At 69.4% G+C, this 18,432-nt stretch carries 15 protein-coding genes; 8 read left to right on the top strand and 7 right to left on the bottom strand.

Features of this window, described 5'->3' with window-relative positions; genetic code table 11:
• Positions 1-163 precede the first annotated feature (163 nt).
• Positions 164-832, top strand: coding sequence for a ribulose-phosphate 3-epimerase (rpe, locus tag ABQJ56_RS16025; protein ID WP_367846021.1), 669 nt, complete (start codon positions 164-166; stop codon positions 830-832).
• A 242-nt stretch (positions 833-1,074) separates the two neighbouring features.
• On the opposite strand, the gene ABQJ56_RS16020 is transcribed toward rpe, so the two are convergent.
• On the bottom strand, positions 1,075-1,245 hold the full coding sequence (locus tag ABQJ56_RS16020) for a hypothetical protein (protein WP_367846020.1): 171 nt from the start codon (positions 1,243-1,245) through the stop codon (positions 1,075-1,077).
• A gap of 482 nt (positions 1,246-1,727) precedes the next feature.
• On the opposite strand from ABQJ56_RS16020, the gene pdsR reads away from it, so the two are divergent.
• The 5 genes from pdsR (at position 1,728) to ABQJ56_RS15995 (ending at position 7,234) form a co-directional block, all read left to right on the top strand.
• Positions 1,728-2,417: a proteobacterial dedicated sortase system response regulator gene (pdsR, locus tag ABQJ56_RS16015; protein WP_367846019.1), complete on the top strand. Its 690-nt coding sequence runs from the start codon at positions 1,728-1,730 to the stop codon at positions 2,415-2,417.
• 2 nt (positions 2,418-2,419) lie between these two features.
• The gene (locus tag ABQJ56_RS16010; protein WP_437343446.1) at positions 2,420-3,004 is read left to right on the top strand and encodes a hypothetical protein; all 585 of its coding nucleotides are present in this window, start codon (positions 2,420-2,422) and stop codon (positions 3,002-3,004) included.
• Between the two features lie 7 nt (positions 3,005-3,011).
• Entirely contained in the window at positions 3,012-5,024 is a 2,013-nt protein-coding gene (locus tag ABQJ56_RS16005; RefSeq protein ID WP_367846018.1) for an ATP-binding protein, read from the top strand.
• 81 nt (positions 5,025-5,105) lie between these two features.
• On the top strand, positions 5,106-6,581 hold the full coding sequence (gene trpE, locus ABQJ56_RS16000; protein ID WP_367846017.1) for an anthranilate synthase component I: 1,476 nt from the start codon (positions 5,106-5,108) through the stop codon (positions 6,579-6,581).
• A 20-nt stretch (positions 6,582-6,601) separates the two neighbouring features.
• Positions 6,602-7,234, top strand: coding sequence for a hypothetical protein (locus tag ABQJ56_RS15995; RefSeq protein WP_367846016.1), 633 nt, complete (start codon positions 6,602-6,604; stop codon positions 7,232-7,234).
• Between the two features lie 251 nt (positions 7,235-7,485).
• Here ABQJ56_RS15995 and ABQJ56_RS15990 read toward each other — a convergent pair whose 3' ends face one another.
• The 6 genes from ABQJ56_RS15990 to ABQJ56_RS15965 form a co-directional block, all read right to left on the bottom strand.
• Positions 7,486-8,289, bottom strand: coding sequence for an N-acetylmuramoyl-L-alanine amidase (locus tag ABQJ56_RS15990; RefSeq protein ID WP_367846024.1), 804 nt, complete (start codon positions 8,287-8,289; stop codon positions 7,486-7,488).
• Positions 8,290-8,496: 207 nt separating this feature from the next.
• A complete protein-coding gene (locus ABQJ56_RS15985) occupies positions 8,497-9,552 on the bottom strand; it encodes a serine hydrolase domain-containing protein (RefSeq protein WP_367846015.1) in 1,056 nt (351 codons plus the stop codon).
• Between the two features lie 289 nt (positions 9,553-9,841).
• Positions 9,842-10,531 (bottom strand): M15 family metallopeptidase, encoded by a 690-nt coding sequence (locus ABQJ56_RS15980; RefSeq protein ID WP_367846023.1) that lies wholly within the window; start codon positions 10,529-10,531, stop codon positions 9,842-9,844.
• 20 nt (positions 10,532-10,551) lie between these two features.
• The gene (locus ABQJ56_RS15975; RefSeq protein ID WP_367846014.1) at positions 10,552-12,093 is read right to left on the bottom strand and encodes a serine hydrolase; all 1,542 of its coding nucleotides are present in this window, start codon (positions 12,091-12,093) and stop codon (positions 10,552-10,554) included.
• Positions 12,094-12,209: 116 nt separating this feature from the next.
• Positions 12,210-13,478 (bottom strand): diaminopimelate decarboxylase, encoded by a 1,269-nt coding sequence (gene lysA, locus ABQJ56_RS15970; RefSeq protein ID WP_367846013.1) that lies wholly within the window; start codon positions 13,476-13,478, stop codon positions 12,210-12,212.
• Positions 13,479-13,496: 18 nt separating this feature from the next.
• Positions 13,497-14,897 carry a transglutaminase-like domain-containing protein gene (locus tag ABQJ56_RS15965; RefSeq protein WP_367846022.1) on the bottom strand — a complete coding sequence of 467 codons (1,401 nt, stop codon included), beginning with the start codon at positions 14,895-14,897 and terminating at the stop codon, positions 13,497-13,499.
• Positions 14,898-15,140: 243 nt separating this feature from the next.
• Between ABQJ56_RS15965 and ABQJ56_RS15960 the strand changes: the two genes are divergently transcribed.
• Entirely contained in the window at positions 15,141-16,550 is a 1,410-nt protein-coding gene (locus ABQJ56_RS15960; protein WP_367846012.1) for a C40 family peptidase, read from the top strand.
• Positions 16,551-17,330: 780 nt separating this feature from the next.
• Positions 17,331-18,431: a dipeptide epimerase gene (locus ABQJ56_RS15955; protein WP_367846011.1), complete on the top strand. Its 1,101-nt coding sequence runs from the start codon at positions 17,331-17,333 to the stop codon at positions 18,429-18,431.
• Position 18,432: the final 1 nt, after the last annotated feature.

The following is an 18,432-nucleotide window of genomic DNA, read 5'->3' as shown; positions in this document are numbered from 1 at the left end:
GCAAGTGCGCCAAGGTCGCCATCACCGCCTGCATGCGCGTCCTCCTCACCCGCCTCAACGCCATGGCCCGTGACCGCACCGAATGGAGAGTGCCCAACCCGGGGTGAAGACAGTTGCTCCTACAATCCGCCAGGCACCATCCTGTCGACACACCGGAATCGCCATGAGCAAGCAGAACCCGATCATCGCCCCTTCCATCCTCGCCGCCGACTTTGCCCGGCTGGGCGAGGACACCGCCGCGGCGCTGGCCGCAGGCGCCGACTGGGTGCATTTCGACGTGATGGACAACCATTACGTGCCCAACCTCACCATGGGCCCGATGGTGCTGCAGGCGCTGCGCAAGTACGGCATCAGCGCGCCGATCGACGTGCACCTGATGGTGAAGCCGGTGGACCGCATCGTGCCCGACTTCGCCAAGGCCGGCGCCACGCTGATCAGCTTCCACCCCGAGGCCAGCGAGCACATCGACCGCACCCTCGGGCTGATCAAGGATTCCGGCTGCCAGACCGGCCTGGTGTTCAACCCCGCCACATCGCTGGATTGCCTCGATTACGTGCTGGACAAGCTCGACCTGGTGCTGATCATGTCGGTGAACCCCGGTTTCGGCGGCCAGAAGTTCATCCCGATGGCGCTGGAAAAGCTGCGCCGCGTGCGCCGCATGATCGACGAGCGCGGTCTGGCGGTGCGGCTCGAAATCGACGGTGGCGTCACCGCCGGGAACATCGGCGCGATCGCGGCCGCGGGCGCCGACACCTTCGTGGCCGGCTCGGCGATCTTCCACGCCAGCGACTACCGCGCGGAAATCGCCGCGATGCGTGCGGCGATCGGCTGAGTCCCTGGGGCAAAAATCGCCTGGAGCGATCTTGACATCGCGCCAGCGGTGGCCCGAAGGGCGCCCGCCATGGATGGCCGGTGCAAAAAGTCCCGGCGTGACGATGGCCACGCCGGGACAAACGTCATTGCATGACGTGCGAGGAGACACCATCGACCGGCACCGTGGCGCGGATACGGTGGCCAGGGAGGGGAGGTCGGCAACCGTATCGGTGCCATCCACGGCAATGGATGTGGCGCCGGTCATTCAATCTGACCGGGCTCCCCCCGATTGGTTCCCGCAAAAATCGCCCGGGGCGACATGACATCGCGCCAGCGATGGCCCGAAGGGCGACCTTTCGCGGCCTCGGGTGAAGAACCTTTTTTTTGAAGAGTGCGGCCATGGATGGCCGCCAGTTTGATCTTCGCGTTCATGGACGAACGCACAGGCATCGCAAAAAAATCCCCTCGCGCGGAGGGGATGAAGGAACCACCATGTGGAGGATGGGATGGGTTCAGTCTCACCGTTGCCCTGGATTCGCCGTGTTGCGCCCCGCGGCAGGGACACTTCCCTGTGCCCCGGCCGCATCACGCTTTCCACGGCTGATGGTGTGGGCGCCGGTTCAGTGCAGACCCAGCAGCAGGCCCAGCAGCAGCGCGCCCAGCGCCAGCGTCACCCGCAGCGGCTCGAAGCTGCGCAGTTCGGCGTTGGGATCGCGGTCGGCGGCATCGTTGCGGGTCATGGCGGCATTCCGGTGGGCGTTGGATGCATCTCACGTCCCGGCGCGGCCGCCCGGGCGGCGGGGCTGGGGCCGCTTGCCGCCGGTTTGTGGCAAAACGCGGGCAGCGCGGATGCGCGGCTTGCGCCATCGGCGCGCACATAGCACGCTGCGCGCCATTGCAATGAGGAGCAGGTCATGGGCCGCAGCATCGCCATCGTCGAGGACGAACCGCTGATCCGCGCCAACTACGTCGAGGCGCTCAACCGCTTCGGCTACGACACCCGCGGCTACCGCTCGCGGCAGGAGGCGTCGAACGCGTTCGCGATCAGGTTGCCCGAGCTGGTGATCATCGACATCGGTCTCGGCGACGAGCCGGAAGGCGGCTTCGACCTGTGCCGCGAGCTGCGCGCGAAATCCGCCACGCTGCCGATCATCTTCCTCACCGCGCGCGATTCGGATTTCGACGTGATTTCCGGCCTGCGCCTGGGCGCCGACGACTACCTCAGCAAGGACACCAGCCTGCACCAACTCGCCGCGCGCATCGCCGCGCTGTTCCGCCGCATCGAGTCGCTGAAGGCGCCGGCGGCCAGCGAGACGGTGATCGAGCACGGTCCGCTGAAGATGGAGTCGGAGCGCATGCGCATCACCTGGAACGGGGCGGAGGTGCCGCTCACCGTCACCGAGTTCTGGATGGTGCACACCCTGATCCGCTTTCCGGGCCACGTGAAGAACCGCGACCAGCTGATGCGCGAGGCGGAACTGGTGGTGGACGACGCCACCATCACCTCGCACATCAAGCGCATCCGCAAGAAGTTCATCGCGGTGGCGCCGGAGTTCGACGCGATCGAGACCGTGCACGGCGTGGGCTACCGGTGGAAGCCGTGAGCCTGCGCGCGGTGCCGCGAGGTGTGTTGGCGCTGGCCCTGTTCCTGTCGTTCGCCGCAGCACGCGCCGCGACCAGCGGCGACGTGCTGGCCCACGGCGTGCGCGACGGCGCGGCGCCGGCCTGGGCGATCGCGGTGGCCAGCCCGCCCGGCTGGACGCGCGACTGCTGCACCTATGCACGGGCGATCGGCGTCGACGCCGTGCTCTACCAGGGTGAATGGACCGGCAAGCCCGCGCGGGTGATGGTGCTCAACGTGTGGCCGCGCAAGCTGGCCACGCTGGCGGACGAGCTGGCCGCCGACCGCAAGCAGTACCTGCAGCGCGATGAGGCGGGCAAGGCCACCGGCATCCGCATCCACAACCCGCACATGCCCTGCCAGGGCGTGATGTACGAGGGCAGCGACCGCATCGACGACGTGGTGGTGTTCTGCGACCCGGGCACGGCCAGCGGCATCCGGCTCAGCTGGTCGATGAGCTTCGCCGCGGCCGACACCACGCAGCGCGCCTTGCTCGATGCCTTCATGCGGGTGGCGACGGACGCGCGCTACCAGCGCTACGTGGCGCCACCCGCGGCCAAGAAGCCCTGACGACACGATGACCCTGCGCCGCAAGCTGCTGCTGGTCGCGCTGTGCACGCTGGCGCTGCCGGTGGCCGGCTGGCTGTACGTGCGGCAGATGGAGGCGCTGCTGCGCGAGGGGCAGGCGCAGGCGCTGCTCGCCTCGGCGCGCGCGGTGGCACGCAGCCTGGTGGTGACGCATGCGCCGCTGCCGCAGGGCGATGCGGCATGGTACGTGCAGCAGGCGGTCAACCCGATCACCGTGGACGGCTACGGCGACGACTGGGCGCCGCTGACGCCGTGGAGCCAGCCGTTCGGCGCACGCGGCAAGCTGCTGCTGGCCGAGGACGCGGGCGGGCTGTACCTGTACGTCGAGGTGCGCGACACCCGGCGCACCCGCGCCGACGCGCAGGATGGCGCGAACGCGCTGGCCGCCGATCATCTCAACCTGGTGCTGGGCAACGCGGCCGGCACGCAGCGTTACCTGCTGGAAAGCGACGCCCCCGGGGCGATCACGGCGCGGGCGTCGGGGCCGGCGGCGGCCGGCCTGCCCACGGAATTCCCCGCGCAGTGGCAGGAGGACGGCAGCGGTTTCCGCGTCGAGCTGCGCCTGCCGCGCAGCCTAGGCCTCGCCACGATCGGCGTGGGCGCCTACGTGGCCGTGGATGGCGGCGACCGCACGGCCGCGGAGATGCGGCCGCTGCTGGACTATTCGAGCGCGCTCTCCACCGAACTGGCCAGCCTCGCGCCCGACCGCGTGCAGGCGCGCGTGCTGTCGCCGCAGGGCTGGCTGCTGGCGCGCAGCGGCAAGCTGGACAGCGCGCCCGGCGCGCACGGCCAGCCCGGCTGGTTCGCCGCGCTGGTCTACCGTTCGCTGCTGGCCACCCGGCTGGAGGACGCGAACCTGTGGGCGCAGGACGTGCCGCGGCTGGACACGCCCGAGGTGCTGCGTGCCCGCGCCGGCCAGCCGGTGAGCGTGTGGCGCAGCGGCGAGGAGCGCGGCAGCGTGGTGCTTTCCGCGGCGGTGCCGATCGAGCAGGACGGCAAGCCGGTCGGCGTGTTGCTGCTGGAACAGGCCAGCCGCGCGGTGCCGCTGCTGGCCAATCGCGCGCTGTTCGGCCTGCTGCTCACCAGCTTCGGCGTGCTGCTGGTGGCCGGTGCGATCCTGCTGCTGTTCGCCACCCGGATCAGCCTGCGGCTGGGGCGGCTGCGCAACGCGGCCGAGCGCGCGCAGCTGTCCGATGGACGCCTGGACGGCCTGTTCGAGCGCGGCCGCTTCCCGATGACCGACGCGCCGGACGAGATCGGCGACCTCGCGCGCAGCTTCGAGCGGCTGTTCGAGGCGGTGGGCGGCTACACCGACTACCTGCGCACGCTGGCCTCCAAGCTCTCGCACGAGCTCAACACGCCGCTGGCGATCGTGAAGTCCTCGCTGGACAACCTCGAACATGCCGAGCTTCCTTCCGACGCCCAGCCCTACCTCGCCCGCGCCCGCGACGGCGTGGCGCGGCTGGGCGCCCTGGTGCGCGCGATGAGCGAGGCCAGCCGCATGGAGCGCGCGATCGCCGCCGCCGAACCGGAGGACGTGGACCTGCGCGAGGTGGTGCGCGGCTGCGCCGAGGCCTACCGTCCGCTGGCCGGCGCGCGGCGGCTGGACTGCGAACTGCCCGATGCGCCGCTGCACCTGCACTGCGCGCCCGAACCGATCGCGCAGGCGCTGGACAAGCTGTTCGACAACGCGCTCTCGTTCACCCCGCCCGACGGCTGGCTGCGGCTGAGCCTGCACGCCGTCGACGGCGGCGCCGAGATCGAGCTGGCCAACCAGGGGCCGCCATTGCCCGCGGCGATGCAGGGCCGCCTGTTCGATTCGCTGGTGAGCCTGCGCGAAAAGGCCACGCCCGGCGATGCGCCGCATCTGGGCCTGGGCCTGTACGTGGTGCGCCTGGTGGCCGAGCGCCACGGCGGCGTCGCCGTGGCACGCAATCTCGACGACGGCAGCGGCGTGGCTTTCAGCCTGCGCCTGCACGGCATGCCGCGGCAACGGCTCTGACCGCTTCGCCTGCGGACGTCCATACGCCGGCCGGGTCGCCCTGCTATTGTCTGCCATTCATCCCCGCTGGATCGTTCCCCCGTGATCTCCCGTAGCGATTTCGACGCGCTGGCCGCGCAAGGCCACACCCGCATCCCGCTGGTGCGCGAGGTGTTCTCCGACCTCGACACGCCGCTGTCGGTGTACCTGAAGCTGGCCGACGGCCCGTACACCTTCCTGTTCGAGTCGGTCGAGGGCGGCGCCACCTGGGGGCGCTATTCGATCATCGGCCTGCCGGCGAAGCGCGTATACCGGCTGCGCGGGCACGAGCTGGAGGTGGAGGATTCGGGCGAGGTCACCGAGCGCCGCCATCTCGGCGATCCGCTGGCCGAGATCGAGAAGTTGCGCCAGCAATACGACGTGCCGCGCCTGCCGCAGCTGCCCGCGTTCAGCGGCGGCCTGGTCGGCTACTTCGGCTTCGAGACCATTGGCTACATCGAGCCCCGGCTGGCCCAGTGGGACCGCGCCGACGAGCTGGGCACGCCCGACGTGCTGCTGATGCTGGCCGAGGAAGTGGCGGTGTTCGACAACCTCAAGGGCCGGCTGTACCTGATCGTGCACGCCGATCCGGCGCAGCCGCAGGCCTACGCCGCCGCGCAGCGCCGGCTCGATGCGCTGGTGCATCGCCTGCGCCAGGGCGGCGCGGCGTATCCGCAGCTCACCCAGTCGGTCGCGCTGGACGAGGGCGATTTCAAGTCCTCCTTCACCAGGGCCGAGTTCGAGGCGATGGTGGAGAAGGCGAAGGAGTACATCCGCGCCGGCGACATCTTCCAGGTGGTGCCCTCGCAGCGGCTCAGCGTGCGCTTCAACGCGCGGCCGGTGGACGTGTACCGCGCATTGCGCGCGCTGAACCCGTCGCCGTACATGTACTTCGTCGACCTGGGCGACACCCAGATCGTCGGTTCCTCGCCGGAGATCCTCGCCCGGCTGAAGGACGGCAAGGTGGTGGTGCGCCCGCTGGCCGGCACGCGCAAGCGCGGCGCCACGGAGGAAGAGGACAGGGCGCTGGAAGCCGAGCTGCTGGCCGATCCGAAGGAGCGCGCCGAGCACGTGATGCTGATCGACCTGGGCCGCAACGACATCGGCCGCATCAGCGAGACGGGCAGCGTCGAGGTGAGCGACTCGTTCGCGATCGAGCGCTACTCGCACGTGATGCACATCGTCTCGCAGGTCGAGGGCAGGGTGCGGCCGGACGCGAGTTACATGGACGTGCTCAAGGCCACCTTCCCGGCCGGCACGCTCAGCGGCGCGCCGAAGATCCGCGCGCTGGAGATCATCCAGGAGCTGGAGCCGTACAAGCGCAACATCTACGCCGGCGCGATCGGCTGGATCGGCTGGTGGGGCGACGCCGACACCGCCATCGCGATCCGCACCGCGGTGATCCAGGACGGGCGCCTGCACGTGCAGGCCGGCGCCGGCATCGTCTATGACTCCGACCCCGCCGCCGAGTGGGAGGAGACGATGAACAAGGGCCGTGCGCTGTTCCGCGCGGTGGCGCAGGCGGCGCAGGGGCTGTGAGGGCCTGCTCGTGGAGCTTCGTGGCGTGCGCCGCGATGGCGGTGGTGCCGGCTGCCTTCGCCCGAGGCGGCTGGCCGGACACGCCGCTCGCCCGCACGCAGGCGCTGGCCGAGCTGCAGACGCTCAACGCCGAGTTGCTGAGCCATCCCAGCGCCACGCTGACCCTGGAGCACTGGTGCGGCGCGCATCATCTGGCGGCACCGGCGCAGGTGGTGGCGCATCGCGTGCAGGGCGCGGACAAGCCGCTGCCTCCTGACGGACGCGCCCTGCTCGGCATCGGGCCGCGCGAACCGGTGCGCTACCGCCGCGTGCAACTGGCCTGCGGCAACACGGTGCTTTCCGATGCCGACAACTGGTACGTGCCGTCGCGGCTGACGGCGGCGATGAACCACACGCTCGACACCACCGACGTGCCGTTCGGCAAGGTGGTGCGGCCGCTGCATTTCCGCCGCCAGACGCTTTCCGCCGATCTGCTGTGGTCATCGTTGCCGCCGGGCTGGGACAGCGGCGTGGCGCCGCCGCCGGCAAGCACAACCCCGCTGGCGATCCCGCCCCACGTGTTGCAGCACCGCGCCCTGCTGTACACGCAGGACAACCGGCCTTTCAGCCTGCTGGTGGAGAGCTATACCGCGGGCGTGCTGGTCCGCCCTTGAGGCAGTGCCGGGCAAGTGGAGTGGCACCATGCCCACGCCGCATGCGCGAGGTGCTCCATTTCCGCCGGTGGCGACCACTTACCTGGGTCGTCATTCCGGCGCAGGCCGGTGGCGCTTTTCAACAGACGAAGGTCTGGTCATCCAGTAGCCGTGCGGCTCGGACAAGGGTGGTCGCTACTGGATCCCGGCCTGCGCCGGGATGACGGGCAAGAGCGCGCATGCGCGGGCATGACGGCTTGTCCGGCGCCGGCTCAACCCGTCGTCGCCTGCGGCGACGGCGCGGTGCAGGTGTTGGCGCTCGGTTCGATCTGCTGCGCGAGGTTGTAGAGGATGCGCAGGTCCTGCGCGTCCAGCGTGTCGCCTTGCATGCCGCGGAAATGATGGTGGAAGGAACGCACGGCGGCGGCGCGGTCGTCCAGCGCGTAGCCGACCACGGCCATCGCCATCCACGGGTCGAAGCCGGGCGGCGGGTCGCACAGCGGGCCGCGCGGCCAGCGGCCGAAGCCGGCCTCGGCGAGCTGCTGCCACGGGAACAGCGGGCCGGGGTCGACCTTGCGGCCGGGGGCGAGATCCTCGTGGCCGATGATCTGCGTGGGCGGAATGTGCAGGCGCGTGGTGAGATCGGCGAGCAGGCGCAGCAGGCTGGCGATCTGCGCCTGGGCGAACGGCGTGTGGCCGTCGTTGTCCAGCTCGATGCCGATCGAGGCGGAATTGAGGTCGGTGATGGTGCCCCAGCGTCCCGGTCCCGCCTGCCAGGCGCGCCACTGGTCGGGCACCAGCTGGTAGATGTGGCCGTCGCTGCCGATCAGGTAATGCGCGCTGACCGGGCCGCCGCTGTTGCGCGTGCGCAAGGTGTCCAGGCTCTGCGCGACGGACTGCTGCTCGGTGAAGTGCAGCACGATCAGCACCGGACGGCGGGTGTCGTGGTTCGGCGAGGGCACCCAGGTCGCCAGCGGGTTGCGCGGCGGCGCGTGGGCGCAGGCGGCGAGCAGCGCGAGCAGGAGCAGCAGGGCGGCGGTGCGCAGGAGGCGGGGCGTGGACAGTGTCTGGCGCATGGCGGTGGGCTTCACGGTTTTGTTCTTTTGCTCGTCATTCCGGCGCAGGCCGGAGGCGCTTTTCAACAGACGAAGGTCTGGCATCCAGTCAAACGACTTGTGCGCGGCACACGAAACCGATTTAGCGTGCTTCGCACGAGTCATCTGACTGGATTCCAGCTTTCGCTGGAATGACGATGAGGGGGCTGGGGGTGAAGGCGGTGACCATCAATGCAGGAACGGCTCGGCAATCGCCAGCACGGTGCGGTAAGGCTCGGGGTCGTTGCGGTTGCTGAGCAGGATCACCGTGAGGTGCTGCTTCGGCCAGCGCACGATCACGTTGCGGAAGCCGATGCTCTCGCCGGAATGCCACAGCGTGTCGCCGGTGATGCGCCAGCCGTAGCCGTAGTCGGCCTGGTAGGGCTCGCCCACGACCTTCGCGTGCGGGCTGAAGGCGAGCCTGCGCGAGGCGTCGCTGAGCAGGCGGCTGTCGTAGAGCGCGGCGTCCCACTTGGCGAGGTCGTCGATGTTGGAATAGATGCCGCCGTCGCCGCGGGTGGCGCTGGTCAGGTCCTGGTCGGTGCGCTGCCAGCGGCCGCCGGTCTCGCTGTAGCCGTACGCGCGGTTCGGCACGCTCTTGTCGTCGTGCACGTAGAGCAGGGTGTGGTCCATGTGCAGCGGCTGGAAGATGCGCCGGGCGAGGAAATCCTGCAGCGACAGGCCGGACGCCTTCTCCACCACCAAGCCGAGCAGCACGAAGCCGGTGTTGCTGTAGCGGTAGGCGCTGCCGGGCGGGAAGTAGCCGTGCGTGGTGGCGGCGATCATGCGCAGCACGTCGCCGTCGTCGAGCTGCTTCGTGGTGCCGGGCGGGATCAGGTCCTCGTAGTCGAGCAGGCCGCCGGTGTGGCAGAGCAGCTCGCCCAGCGTCACCCGGTCGGTGAAGGCCGGCAGCGAGGGCAGCCAGTGGCGGATCGAATCGCCGAGCTTCAGCTTGCCGTCCTGCGCCAGCAGCAGGATCGCCGCGGCGGTGAACTGCTTGGTGACCGAGGCGAGCCGGTAGTCGGTGGCGGAAGTGGCGGCGACGTGGTGTTCCAGGTCGGCCATGCCGTAGCCGCGGTCGAGCAGCGGCTTGCCGTCCTTGATCACCAGCAGCGAGGCGCCGGGGACGTCGCCGGTGTATTTCTGCATCAGGCGGTTGGCATGCCGGATGGCGTCGGCGGTGGTGGTAGCGCTTGCAGTGCCGGCGGCCAGCAGCGACAAGGCGAAGAGGGCGGCGAGACGCATGGTGAGCCTCCGGGCGTTAGTGCTCTAGCCCCTCTCCCTCGGACGCGGGGAACGGCCATGGATGGCCGTGCTTTGAGGAGCGAGGGAGAGGGGTTGGGGTGAGGGTTCGGCACCGCCGCAACGTCTGGCTTCGCCCGTACCCTCACCCGCCTGGATTCGCGCCATCCATGGCACTCACTCCTGCGGGGCCGGCTTCGCCGCTCCGCAGGCGCCTCAGCGCCTGCAGGTCGGCACCCTCTCCCGGAGGGAGATGGGAGGCTTCGGACAGGACGGGGCGAGGATGGGGTGTTCATTGCACCGGCACGTCGTACAGGGTATGCGGCGTGGGCTCGGGCGTGAGCGTGTAGTGCCACCACTCCAGCGTGTAGTTCCGGAAGCCTTCGCGTTCCATCGCCGCGCGCAGGCGGTGGCGGTTGGCGAGCTGCGCGGCGCCGATGCCGGGCGCGTCGGTGTGGGCGCGCACGCCGAACCAGTCGAAGCCGGTGCCCATGTCCAGCGGCGTGCAGTGCGTATCGTGGGAGTCGCAGCGTTCCATGGTGAGGTCCACGGTGGCGCCGCGGCTGTGGCCGGAGACGGGGGCGATGTAGTCGCCCAGCAGCTTGGACTTGTCCAGGTCCGGATAGTGCCGCGGCTTGGTGCGCTGGTCGGACAGGTCGTGCGCCCAATGCACGAAGTCCGCCACGGCGCGGGCGGGACGGTAGCAGTCCCACAGCTCCAGCCGCTCGTGCTGCGCGCGCAGCTCGTGTTCGACGCGCGCCAGCGCCTCGGCGGCCGGGCGCAGCAGCAGGCACTTGGGCGCGAGGTAGCCGTGTACCGGCCGACCGACGAAGTTGTCGCTGCCGGCGTACTTGATGTCCTCGGCGATGTCCGGCACCAGGCTGCGGATGTCCACCAGGTTCGCTTCCGCCGCGGTTTTCGCGGGCGAGAGTCGCGGCGGCGGGCCGTCGGCCCGCACCGCGAACGGCAGCGCGAGCAGGATGGCGAGCGGCAGGTGCGGCTTCACGGGCAATCCCCGGTGCGCACGAAGTGCAGGTCTTCGTAGTCGGAACTGAAGTCGCCCAGCGGATCGACCTTGGCCATGGTCAGCGTGGCGGGTTGCCCGCCTTGCGCGGGATGGAAGTCCAGCCAGGCGTCGGGGTCCATGCCGTGCCTGCTCCAGTGCACCAGGTCGCGCTTGCCGAGGCGCATCACGTCGCCGTTGAGCCGCGGCGATTTCGCGACGGCGAAATGCACGCGGTCGCCGCTGGGGCACAGCGCAAGGTCGCCCAGCCACGGATCGCGGTAGCGTCCCGTCCATGCCGCCAATGCGGCGGGCGCAACGGGCACGGCCTTCGATGTGTCGGGTGCGGCGGCGCGCTTGCTGGCCTGCTCGTCGGCGCGTTGCTGGGCGTCCGCGTACCAGGTGACGTCGCGCGTGTCGTCCGGCCTGGTGAAGTGCTTGAGCAGCGCTTCGCCGAGCACGGTGCGCGCGGCGTCCGCCTCGCCGTTGATGAGGAACACGAAGCCGTCCTTCTGGTCGGGCAGCAGCATCAGTTCGGAGTACATGCCGCTCAGCGTGCCGGTGTGCCACACCGTCCAGGTGCCGTCCACGTCGGTCATGCGCCAGCCGTAGCCGTAGGCCATGATGTGGCTGTCGTCCCAGTCGCGGCGCTGCTCGGAAACGGGGATCAGCATGTGCGGCGATTGCAGCACGCGGCGCTGTTTCGCCGACAGCCACTTCAGTTGCGCCGGCGTGGGCACCAGCCAGTTGCGCGCCCAGGTCAGCATGTCGTCGAGGTCGCAGCGGATGCCGCCGGCGGGTGCGGAAGTGATGGCCGCAATCACCGGATTGCCCGATTGCCGCGGGATGTTGCGGCCGTCCTCGCGCGCGTGCGGCGCGGCCACGTCGCCCACCGTGTCGCGGTTCCACTCGCCCACCTGGCAGCGCGAAAGCCCCAGCGGCTGGAACACCTCGCGATGCATCAGCGTTTCGTAGGGCGCGCCGCCCGCGGCGGCGGCGACCTCGCCGGCCACCACGTAGAGCAGGTTGTCGTACTCGTACTTCGAGCGGAAGCTGTAGCCGGGCTTGATGTAGCGCAGGCCGTGGATGATGTCGGCGCGGGTGAAGCTGTTCGGCTCCGGCCACAGCATCAGGTCGCCGCCGCCTTCGGGCAGGCCGCTGGAATGCGTGAGCAGGTCGGCCACGCGCATGTTCCGCGTGACCCACGGGTCGTACATCTGGAAGTCGGGCAGGTATTTCGTCACCGGATCGTCCCAGCGCAGCTTGCCCTGGTCCACCAGGCGGCCGAGCAGGGCGGTGGTCATCGCCTTGCTGTTGGAGGCGATCTCGAACAGCGTGCGCGGCGTGATCTTCTGCCCCGAGCCGGCCACGGTCTCGCCGCGCGTGGCGACGTAGATCACCTTGCCGTGCTCGATCACGCCGAGCGCGATGCCGGGCAGGTGGTAGCGCGCGACCACGGTGTCGAGGATGTGGTCGTAGGTGCGGGATTCGGGTGGTGTGGGTGTGGAAGCAGATGCGGCGAAAGCGGTGACGCAAGGCATGCTGAATGCAAGGCCGAGCAGTACCTTGCACAGCGATGCGGGGTGGCGGCGAGGTTGGCCCCTCACCCCAGCCCTCTCCCCGCAGGAGTGAGGGGGCTTCATGTGCGTGGCGCGTTTCATGTCGTCTCCCACTGCCCGGCCGACTGCTCGCCGGCGAGCATTTCATCCAGCGTCTGACGCCGGCGCACCAGCGCGTGGCGGCCGTGGTCGAGCAGCACTTCGGCGGCCAGCGGCCGCGAGTTGTAGGTCGAGGCCATCGAGGCGCCGTAGGCGCCCGTGGCGCGGATCATCACCAGGTCGCCCGCCGCGCAGCTGGGCATCGGGCGGGCCTGGGCGAAGGTGTCGCCGGTTTCGCAGACCGGGCCCACCACGTCGTAGACGGCTTGCGGCCGCACTTCGTCCGACACCGGCACGATGTCGTGCCAGGCGTCGTACAGGCTGGGGCGGGCGAGGTCGTTCATCGCCGCGTCCAGCACCAGGAAGTCGCGCGCCTCGCCGTGCTTGACGCGCAGCACGCGCGTCAGCAGCACGCCGGCCTCGGCCACGAGGTAGCGGCCGGGTTCCAGCAGCAGGCGGCCGTCGAAGCCGGCGAGCGCCTCGCGGATGACCGCCACGTAATCGGCCGGCGCGATCGGCACGTCGCCATCGCGGTAGCGCACGCCGAGGCCGCCGCCCACGTCGATGCTGGCGACGGGATGGCCGGCGTCGCGCAGCTCGCGCCAGAACGCGGCCACGCGCTGCAAGGCGAGGCGGTACGGCTCCAGCGAGAGGATCTGCGAGCCGATATGCACGTGCAGGCCGTCCAGCCGCACGTGCCGCAGCGTGGCGCGCGCATCGAACCAGCGGCGCGCCTCGGCGATGCTCACGCCGAACTTGTTCTCCGACTTGCCGGTGGAAATCTTGGCGTGGGTGAGCGCGTCCACGTCGGGGTTGATGCGCACCGCCGCGCGCGCCGTGGCGCCGCGCTCGCCGGCGATGCGCTCGATGGCGTGCAGTTCGTCCAACGATTCCACGTTGAAGCGCTGGATGCCCGCGGCCAGCGCCTCGGCGATCTCGTCGTCGTTCTTGCCCACGCCGGAGAACACGATGCGCGCGGGCGGGATGCCGGCGCGCAGCGCACGCTGCAGTTCGCCGGCGGAGACGATGTCCGCGCCCAGCCCGGCCTGCGCCATCAGTTCCAGGATGGCGCGGTTGCCGTTGGCCTTGACCGCGTAGCAGATCGTCGCGTCCATGCCGTGCAGCGCCTGCTGCAGGCCGCCGATGCGCTGGCGGATCGCATTGGCCGAATAGGCGTAAAGCGGCGTGCCGAAGCGCCTGGCGAGCGCGGCGAGGTCCACGCCGTCGAAATGCGTGGAAGGCGGGGCGGCCGTGGTTTGTGTGTTCATGCAGGATCGTTGTGGGGACTAGTGCTGCGCGGCCGACGTCCAGCTGAAGCCGTAGTGCCACTGGTCGTAGTAGAGGTTGCCGCCGCTCCATTCGACTTCGCCGCGCTGCGAGTCCACGTTGTCGGAGCGGAAGGCGTGCTTGGCCGGCACGAAGCCCTGGCCGTAATCGCTGTTGAAGGCGACGCGCCAGGCGTCCAGCCCGCCGAGGTAGAACCACTCCAGCGCGCCGTCGCCAGGTTTGGCCCGTGCGCCCGGATGCAGGCGGCCGAAGGTGACGTCCATCGGCACCCAGCCGTAGGGTGCGAGGTAGAGCTGGCCCCAGTCGTGGATGTCGTTGTAGCCGCCGTCGGCGAAGATCGCGCCGGACTGCCAGCGCGCGGGAATGCCGTTCAGGCGCAGCAGGGCGATCAGCAGCATGGTCTGCTGGCCGCAGTCGCCGTGGCCGGCGTGCAGCGTGTAGTCGCTGAGGTCGGGGATGGTGGAGTACTCGCGCGCGCCCGCCCACGGGATCTCGTCCACCGCGGCGAACAGCTTCTGCGCGATGCGGTAGGGGTTCTTCTCGTCGCCCACCACCTGCCGCGAGAACAGCCGCAGCTGTTCGGTGAACACCAGGTGCGGCGGCCGCTCGGCCACGTAGGGCGAGAGTTCCGGCGTGATCGTCGCGGGCACCACCTTCGCCGGATCGATGACGTGGTATTGCGCGGAGAGCGTGAGTTCGTAGGTGACCGAGAACGTGGTGGGCTTGCCGGCCTGCGCGGTCTTCTCGAAATACACCGTGCGCATCGGCGCGGCGCCCGGCGCGATCTCGTGCCTCGACGGATCGCTGCTGACGTAGCGGATGTCGTCCTGCTGGCCCGGCAGCGGTTTCGGGTAGGGAATCCACGCGCGCACGGTCTTGCCGGCCGGCACCGCGTCGGCGTCCACGGTGAGCGTCTGGGTGATGCGCACGCGGTGCGGCAGCACGCTGCTGCGGTTTTCCTGCAGCGCCGCCGCGCGCACTTCGCGGTGGTAATCGTTCAGCACGCCCATCGGGTCGTCGTCGAACGGCGCGGGATGGGCGCGACGCGCGGCGGCCTTGGCGCTGAGGCGGAAGATGTTGGAGGCGTCGCGCTTGAAGTACATCACGCGGCCGTCGATCGCCATGCGTTCGAGCAGGCCGTGCTCGTCCCAGTCGCGGAACTCGTCGTCGCGCAGGTCGGGCACCTGCTTGCGGATGCGCGCCTTCAGCGCGTCGGCGTCGAGCGAGAAGTCGTAACGGATGCGGCGCATGCGTTCGCGCTGGAACAGCAGCGCGTCGCGTGCGGCGGCGTCGAGCCCGGGCCGGTTCAAGGCCTGCGTGATATCGGCGTCGGCGGCCTGGAACTGGCCGGCATCGACCAGCGCGGCGATGCCGGTTGGCGTATCGGCGGCCCAGGCCATGGCGCAGGGCGCGGCCAGCAGGGCCAGCACGAGCAGCAGGCGCGTTGCCCGGCGTGGAGCGGTTGCCACGTTCGCCATCTGAAAGAACCCCGCGATGCTTCCCCAACGGGTTGTGTAGCACGCTTGCAAATGGTGGTCAATAATTTATGCTGGAAACGAAATTTCCTGGAATCAAATATTCCTCGGTGTCGTTGCGTGGGCGTGCCGTCGCTACCCGCGATGCGCGGGCGAAGGGGTGAAACGATGAAGCGTCCGGTTCTCGCAGCTTTGGTTCTCGCCCTCGCGGTGGCCAGCGTGCCCTTGCTGGCGCGCGACGTGCCCGCGAGCGCCTTGCCGATTCCGCCCAGCGGCGTGCTCGGCGTGGGCGATGCGCAGCTCACGCCGGCGTTCTGGATCGGCCTGCAGGCGCATGCCGACCAGGACATCCTCACCCGCGCGGAGATCGACGCGGAGAACGCGGAGCTGCTCAAGCTCGACCCCACCATGCACGATCTCGCGGCGCTGCCCGCCACGCTGCCGCGTGCGCAGGTGGCCGGATGGATCGGGCACATGTCGAAGCGGCCCGCGCATGCGCTGTTCGACGAGCATGGCCAGCCGGTACCGGCAGCCACGCTGGACAAGGTGGTGGACGACGTGGCGCTGGACGCGATCCCCGCGCAGACCACGGTGCGCTATGGCCTGGTGGTGGAGCGCGCCGCGCTGCGCACCTTCCCCACCACGCTGCGCGTGTTCAGCAGCGACGACGACCACGACATCGACCGCTTCCAGGAAAGCGCCGAGTTCCCAGGCACGCCGGTGGCGATCGTGCATGCGAGCCGCGACGGCCAGTGGCTGTTCGTGGTGAGCCCGCGCTACGCGGCGTGGATGCAGAAGCAGTACGTGGCGGAAGGCGCGAAGGACGTGGTGCTGGCCTACGCCGCCAGGACGCCGTATCGCGTCGTGACCGGCGCCAGCGTGCGCACCGTGTTCACGCCCGAGCAGCCGGCGGTGTCGCAACTGCAGCTGGACATGGGCACGCGCGTGCCGCTGCTCGCCACGCTGCCGCCCGACCAGCCGGTGAACGGCCAGACGCCGTATGCCGCGTACACGCTGCAACTGCCGATACGCAAGGCCGACGGCAGCGTGGCCCTGGTGCCTGCGCTGCTGCAGAAGAACACCGACACCGCCGCCGACTACCTGCCGCTGACGCCGCGCAACCTGATCACCCAGGCGTTCAAGTTCCTCGGCGAGCGCTATGGCTGGGGCCATTCGTACGACGGCCGCGACTGCTCGGGCTTCGTCTCCGACGTATACCGCAGCCTCGGCGTGCAGATGCCGCGCAACACCGGCGACCAGGCCCGGAGCCCCGCGCTGGAACACCGCCTGTTCACCGCCGCCGACAGCCACGCGGTGCGCCTGCAGGCGGCGATGCAGCTGCGGCTCGGCGACCTGGTCTACATCCCCGGCCATGTGATGATGGTGCTGGGCCAGTGGCAGGGGCAGCCATGGGTGATCCACGACGTGCTGGGCATGAGTTACCGCAAGGCCGACGGCTCCACCGCGCACGTCAAGCTCAACGCGGTGTCGGTGACGCCGTTGCTGCCGATGCTCTACGGCAGGGACGGCTCCACCTTCATCGACCACATGACCAGCATCGTGCGCATCCGGCGATGAATCCCCTGCGATTCCAGTCATGTTCGCCATTCCGCCCCGAGGCCCTCCCCCCTCGCCCGCTTGCGGGAGAGGGGTTGGGGGAGAGGGCGCTTTTGCTTTTTCCGTTACGCAAGTTTCAGAGCGGTTTCGCCCCGCTGCCGCGGCGCGAGCTACTTCTCTTTTGCTTGTCCAAAAGAGAAGTAGCCAAGAGAAAACGACCCCCCGCGGCGACGCTTTCCGTCCGCCCATGGACGGAAAGTCCGTGAGCCGTGGTCGGGCTTTTCGGCCGGGCTCCTGCCCGGTCGAAATGGCGTTGCCATCCATGGCAACGCCCCCTGCGGGACCTTTTCGTCCCCGTCTCACCGTCGCCGAGGGGCCCCGTGAAAAGCACGCGCGCATCGTGCGCGCCAGAAGCAACAGCAAAGGCAAAAGCCGAAGCACCGCAAACGTGCGACGCTTCGGCTCTTTTGAAAAGTGCGCGCTTGGAGCGCGCTGCTCTAGCCGGGGCCCCTATGGCGCGGCGGGCGGGTGGAGGAAAAGTCCGCAGGATGGCCGGCCGGAAGCCGGCCAGTTTACCGACGGCACATGGATGTGCCGTCGGAAAACCCCGCAACCCGTCCGCGCACCCGCAGGGCAGGATGCCCGGAGGGCGCGCCATCGGGGTGGCCTCTCTTTTGGTTACTTTTCTCTGGCCACGCAGAGAAAAGTGACTCGGGCGCCGATAGGCGCTCGAAACCGCTCTGTCCACGCGGCACGCGCGCACGAATACAAAACACAATCACCAAGGATGAAAGCCACCTCATGAAGATCACCGACATCCAGTTCGGCATGCTGCGGGTGCCGCTGAAGACGCCGTTCAAGACCGCGCTGCGCACCGTCAACCAGGTCGAGGACATCGTGGTGATGGTGCATACCGACAGTGGCCACGTGGGCTACGGCGAGGCGCCGGCCACGGCGGTGATCACCGGCGACACCCACGGCTCGATCATGGACGCGATCCGCCACTACATCACCCCACGCCTGCTCGGCCAGGACGTGGCCGAGCTCAACCGGCTGACCCACCTGGTGCAGTCGGCCATGGAGAAGAACACCAGCGCCAAGGCGGCGGTGGAGATCGCGCTGTACGACCTGTGGGGGCAACTCTACGGCGCGCCGCTGTACAAGCTGCTGGGCGGCGGCGATCCCGTCATCACCACCGACATCACCATCAGCGTGGACTACATCGACAAGATGGTGGCCGACTCCGTCGCCGCGGTGGAGCGCGGCTTCGAGTCGCTGAAGATCAAGGTGGGCAAGGACATCGGCGTGGACATCGATCGCGTCAAGGCGATCTACGCCGCGGTGGAGGGCCGCGCCCTGCTGAGGCTGGACGCCAACCAGGGCTGGACCGCCAAGCAGGCGGTCTATGCGCTGCAGACGCTGGAAGACGCCGGCATCAAGCTGGAACTTGTCGAGCAGCCGGTGAAGGCGCGCGACCTGGAAGGCATGCGCTACGTCACCGAGCGCGTGCACACGCCGATCATGGCCGACGAGAGCGTGTTCGGGCCGATGGAAGTGATCGAGCTGATCCGCCTGCGCGCCGCCGACATCATCAACATCAAGCTGATGAAGACCGGCGGCATCTCCAACGCCATCCGCATCGCCGACATCGCCGCCCTGCATGGAGTGGAGTGCATGATCGGCTGCATGCTGGAAACCTCGATCAGCGTGGCGGCGGCGGTGCACGTGGCGGTGGCCAAGTCCAACGCGATCACCAAGGTGGATCTGGACGGTCCCTCGCTGTGCCAGTTCAACCCGGTGGACGGCGGCGTGATCTTCAACGAGTCCGAGATCTCGGTGACGGACGCGCCGGGCCTGGGCATCCGCGAGATCCGCGGGCTGGAAACCGGCATTGCCTCCTGAC

It is taken from the genome of Rhodanobacter geophilus (genome assembly GCF_040812275.1).
GTDB classification, from domain to species: domain Bacteria; phylum Pseudomonadota; class Gammaproteobacteria; order Xanthomonadales; family Rhodanobacteraceae; genus Rhodanobacter_A; species Rhodanobacter_A geophilus.
Note: the sequence above shows the minus strand (reverse complement) of the source record. Positions and strands in the feature narration are given on the sequence as shown.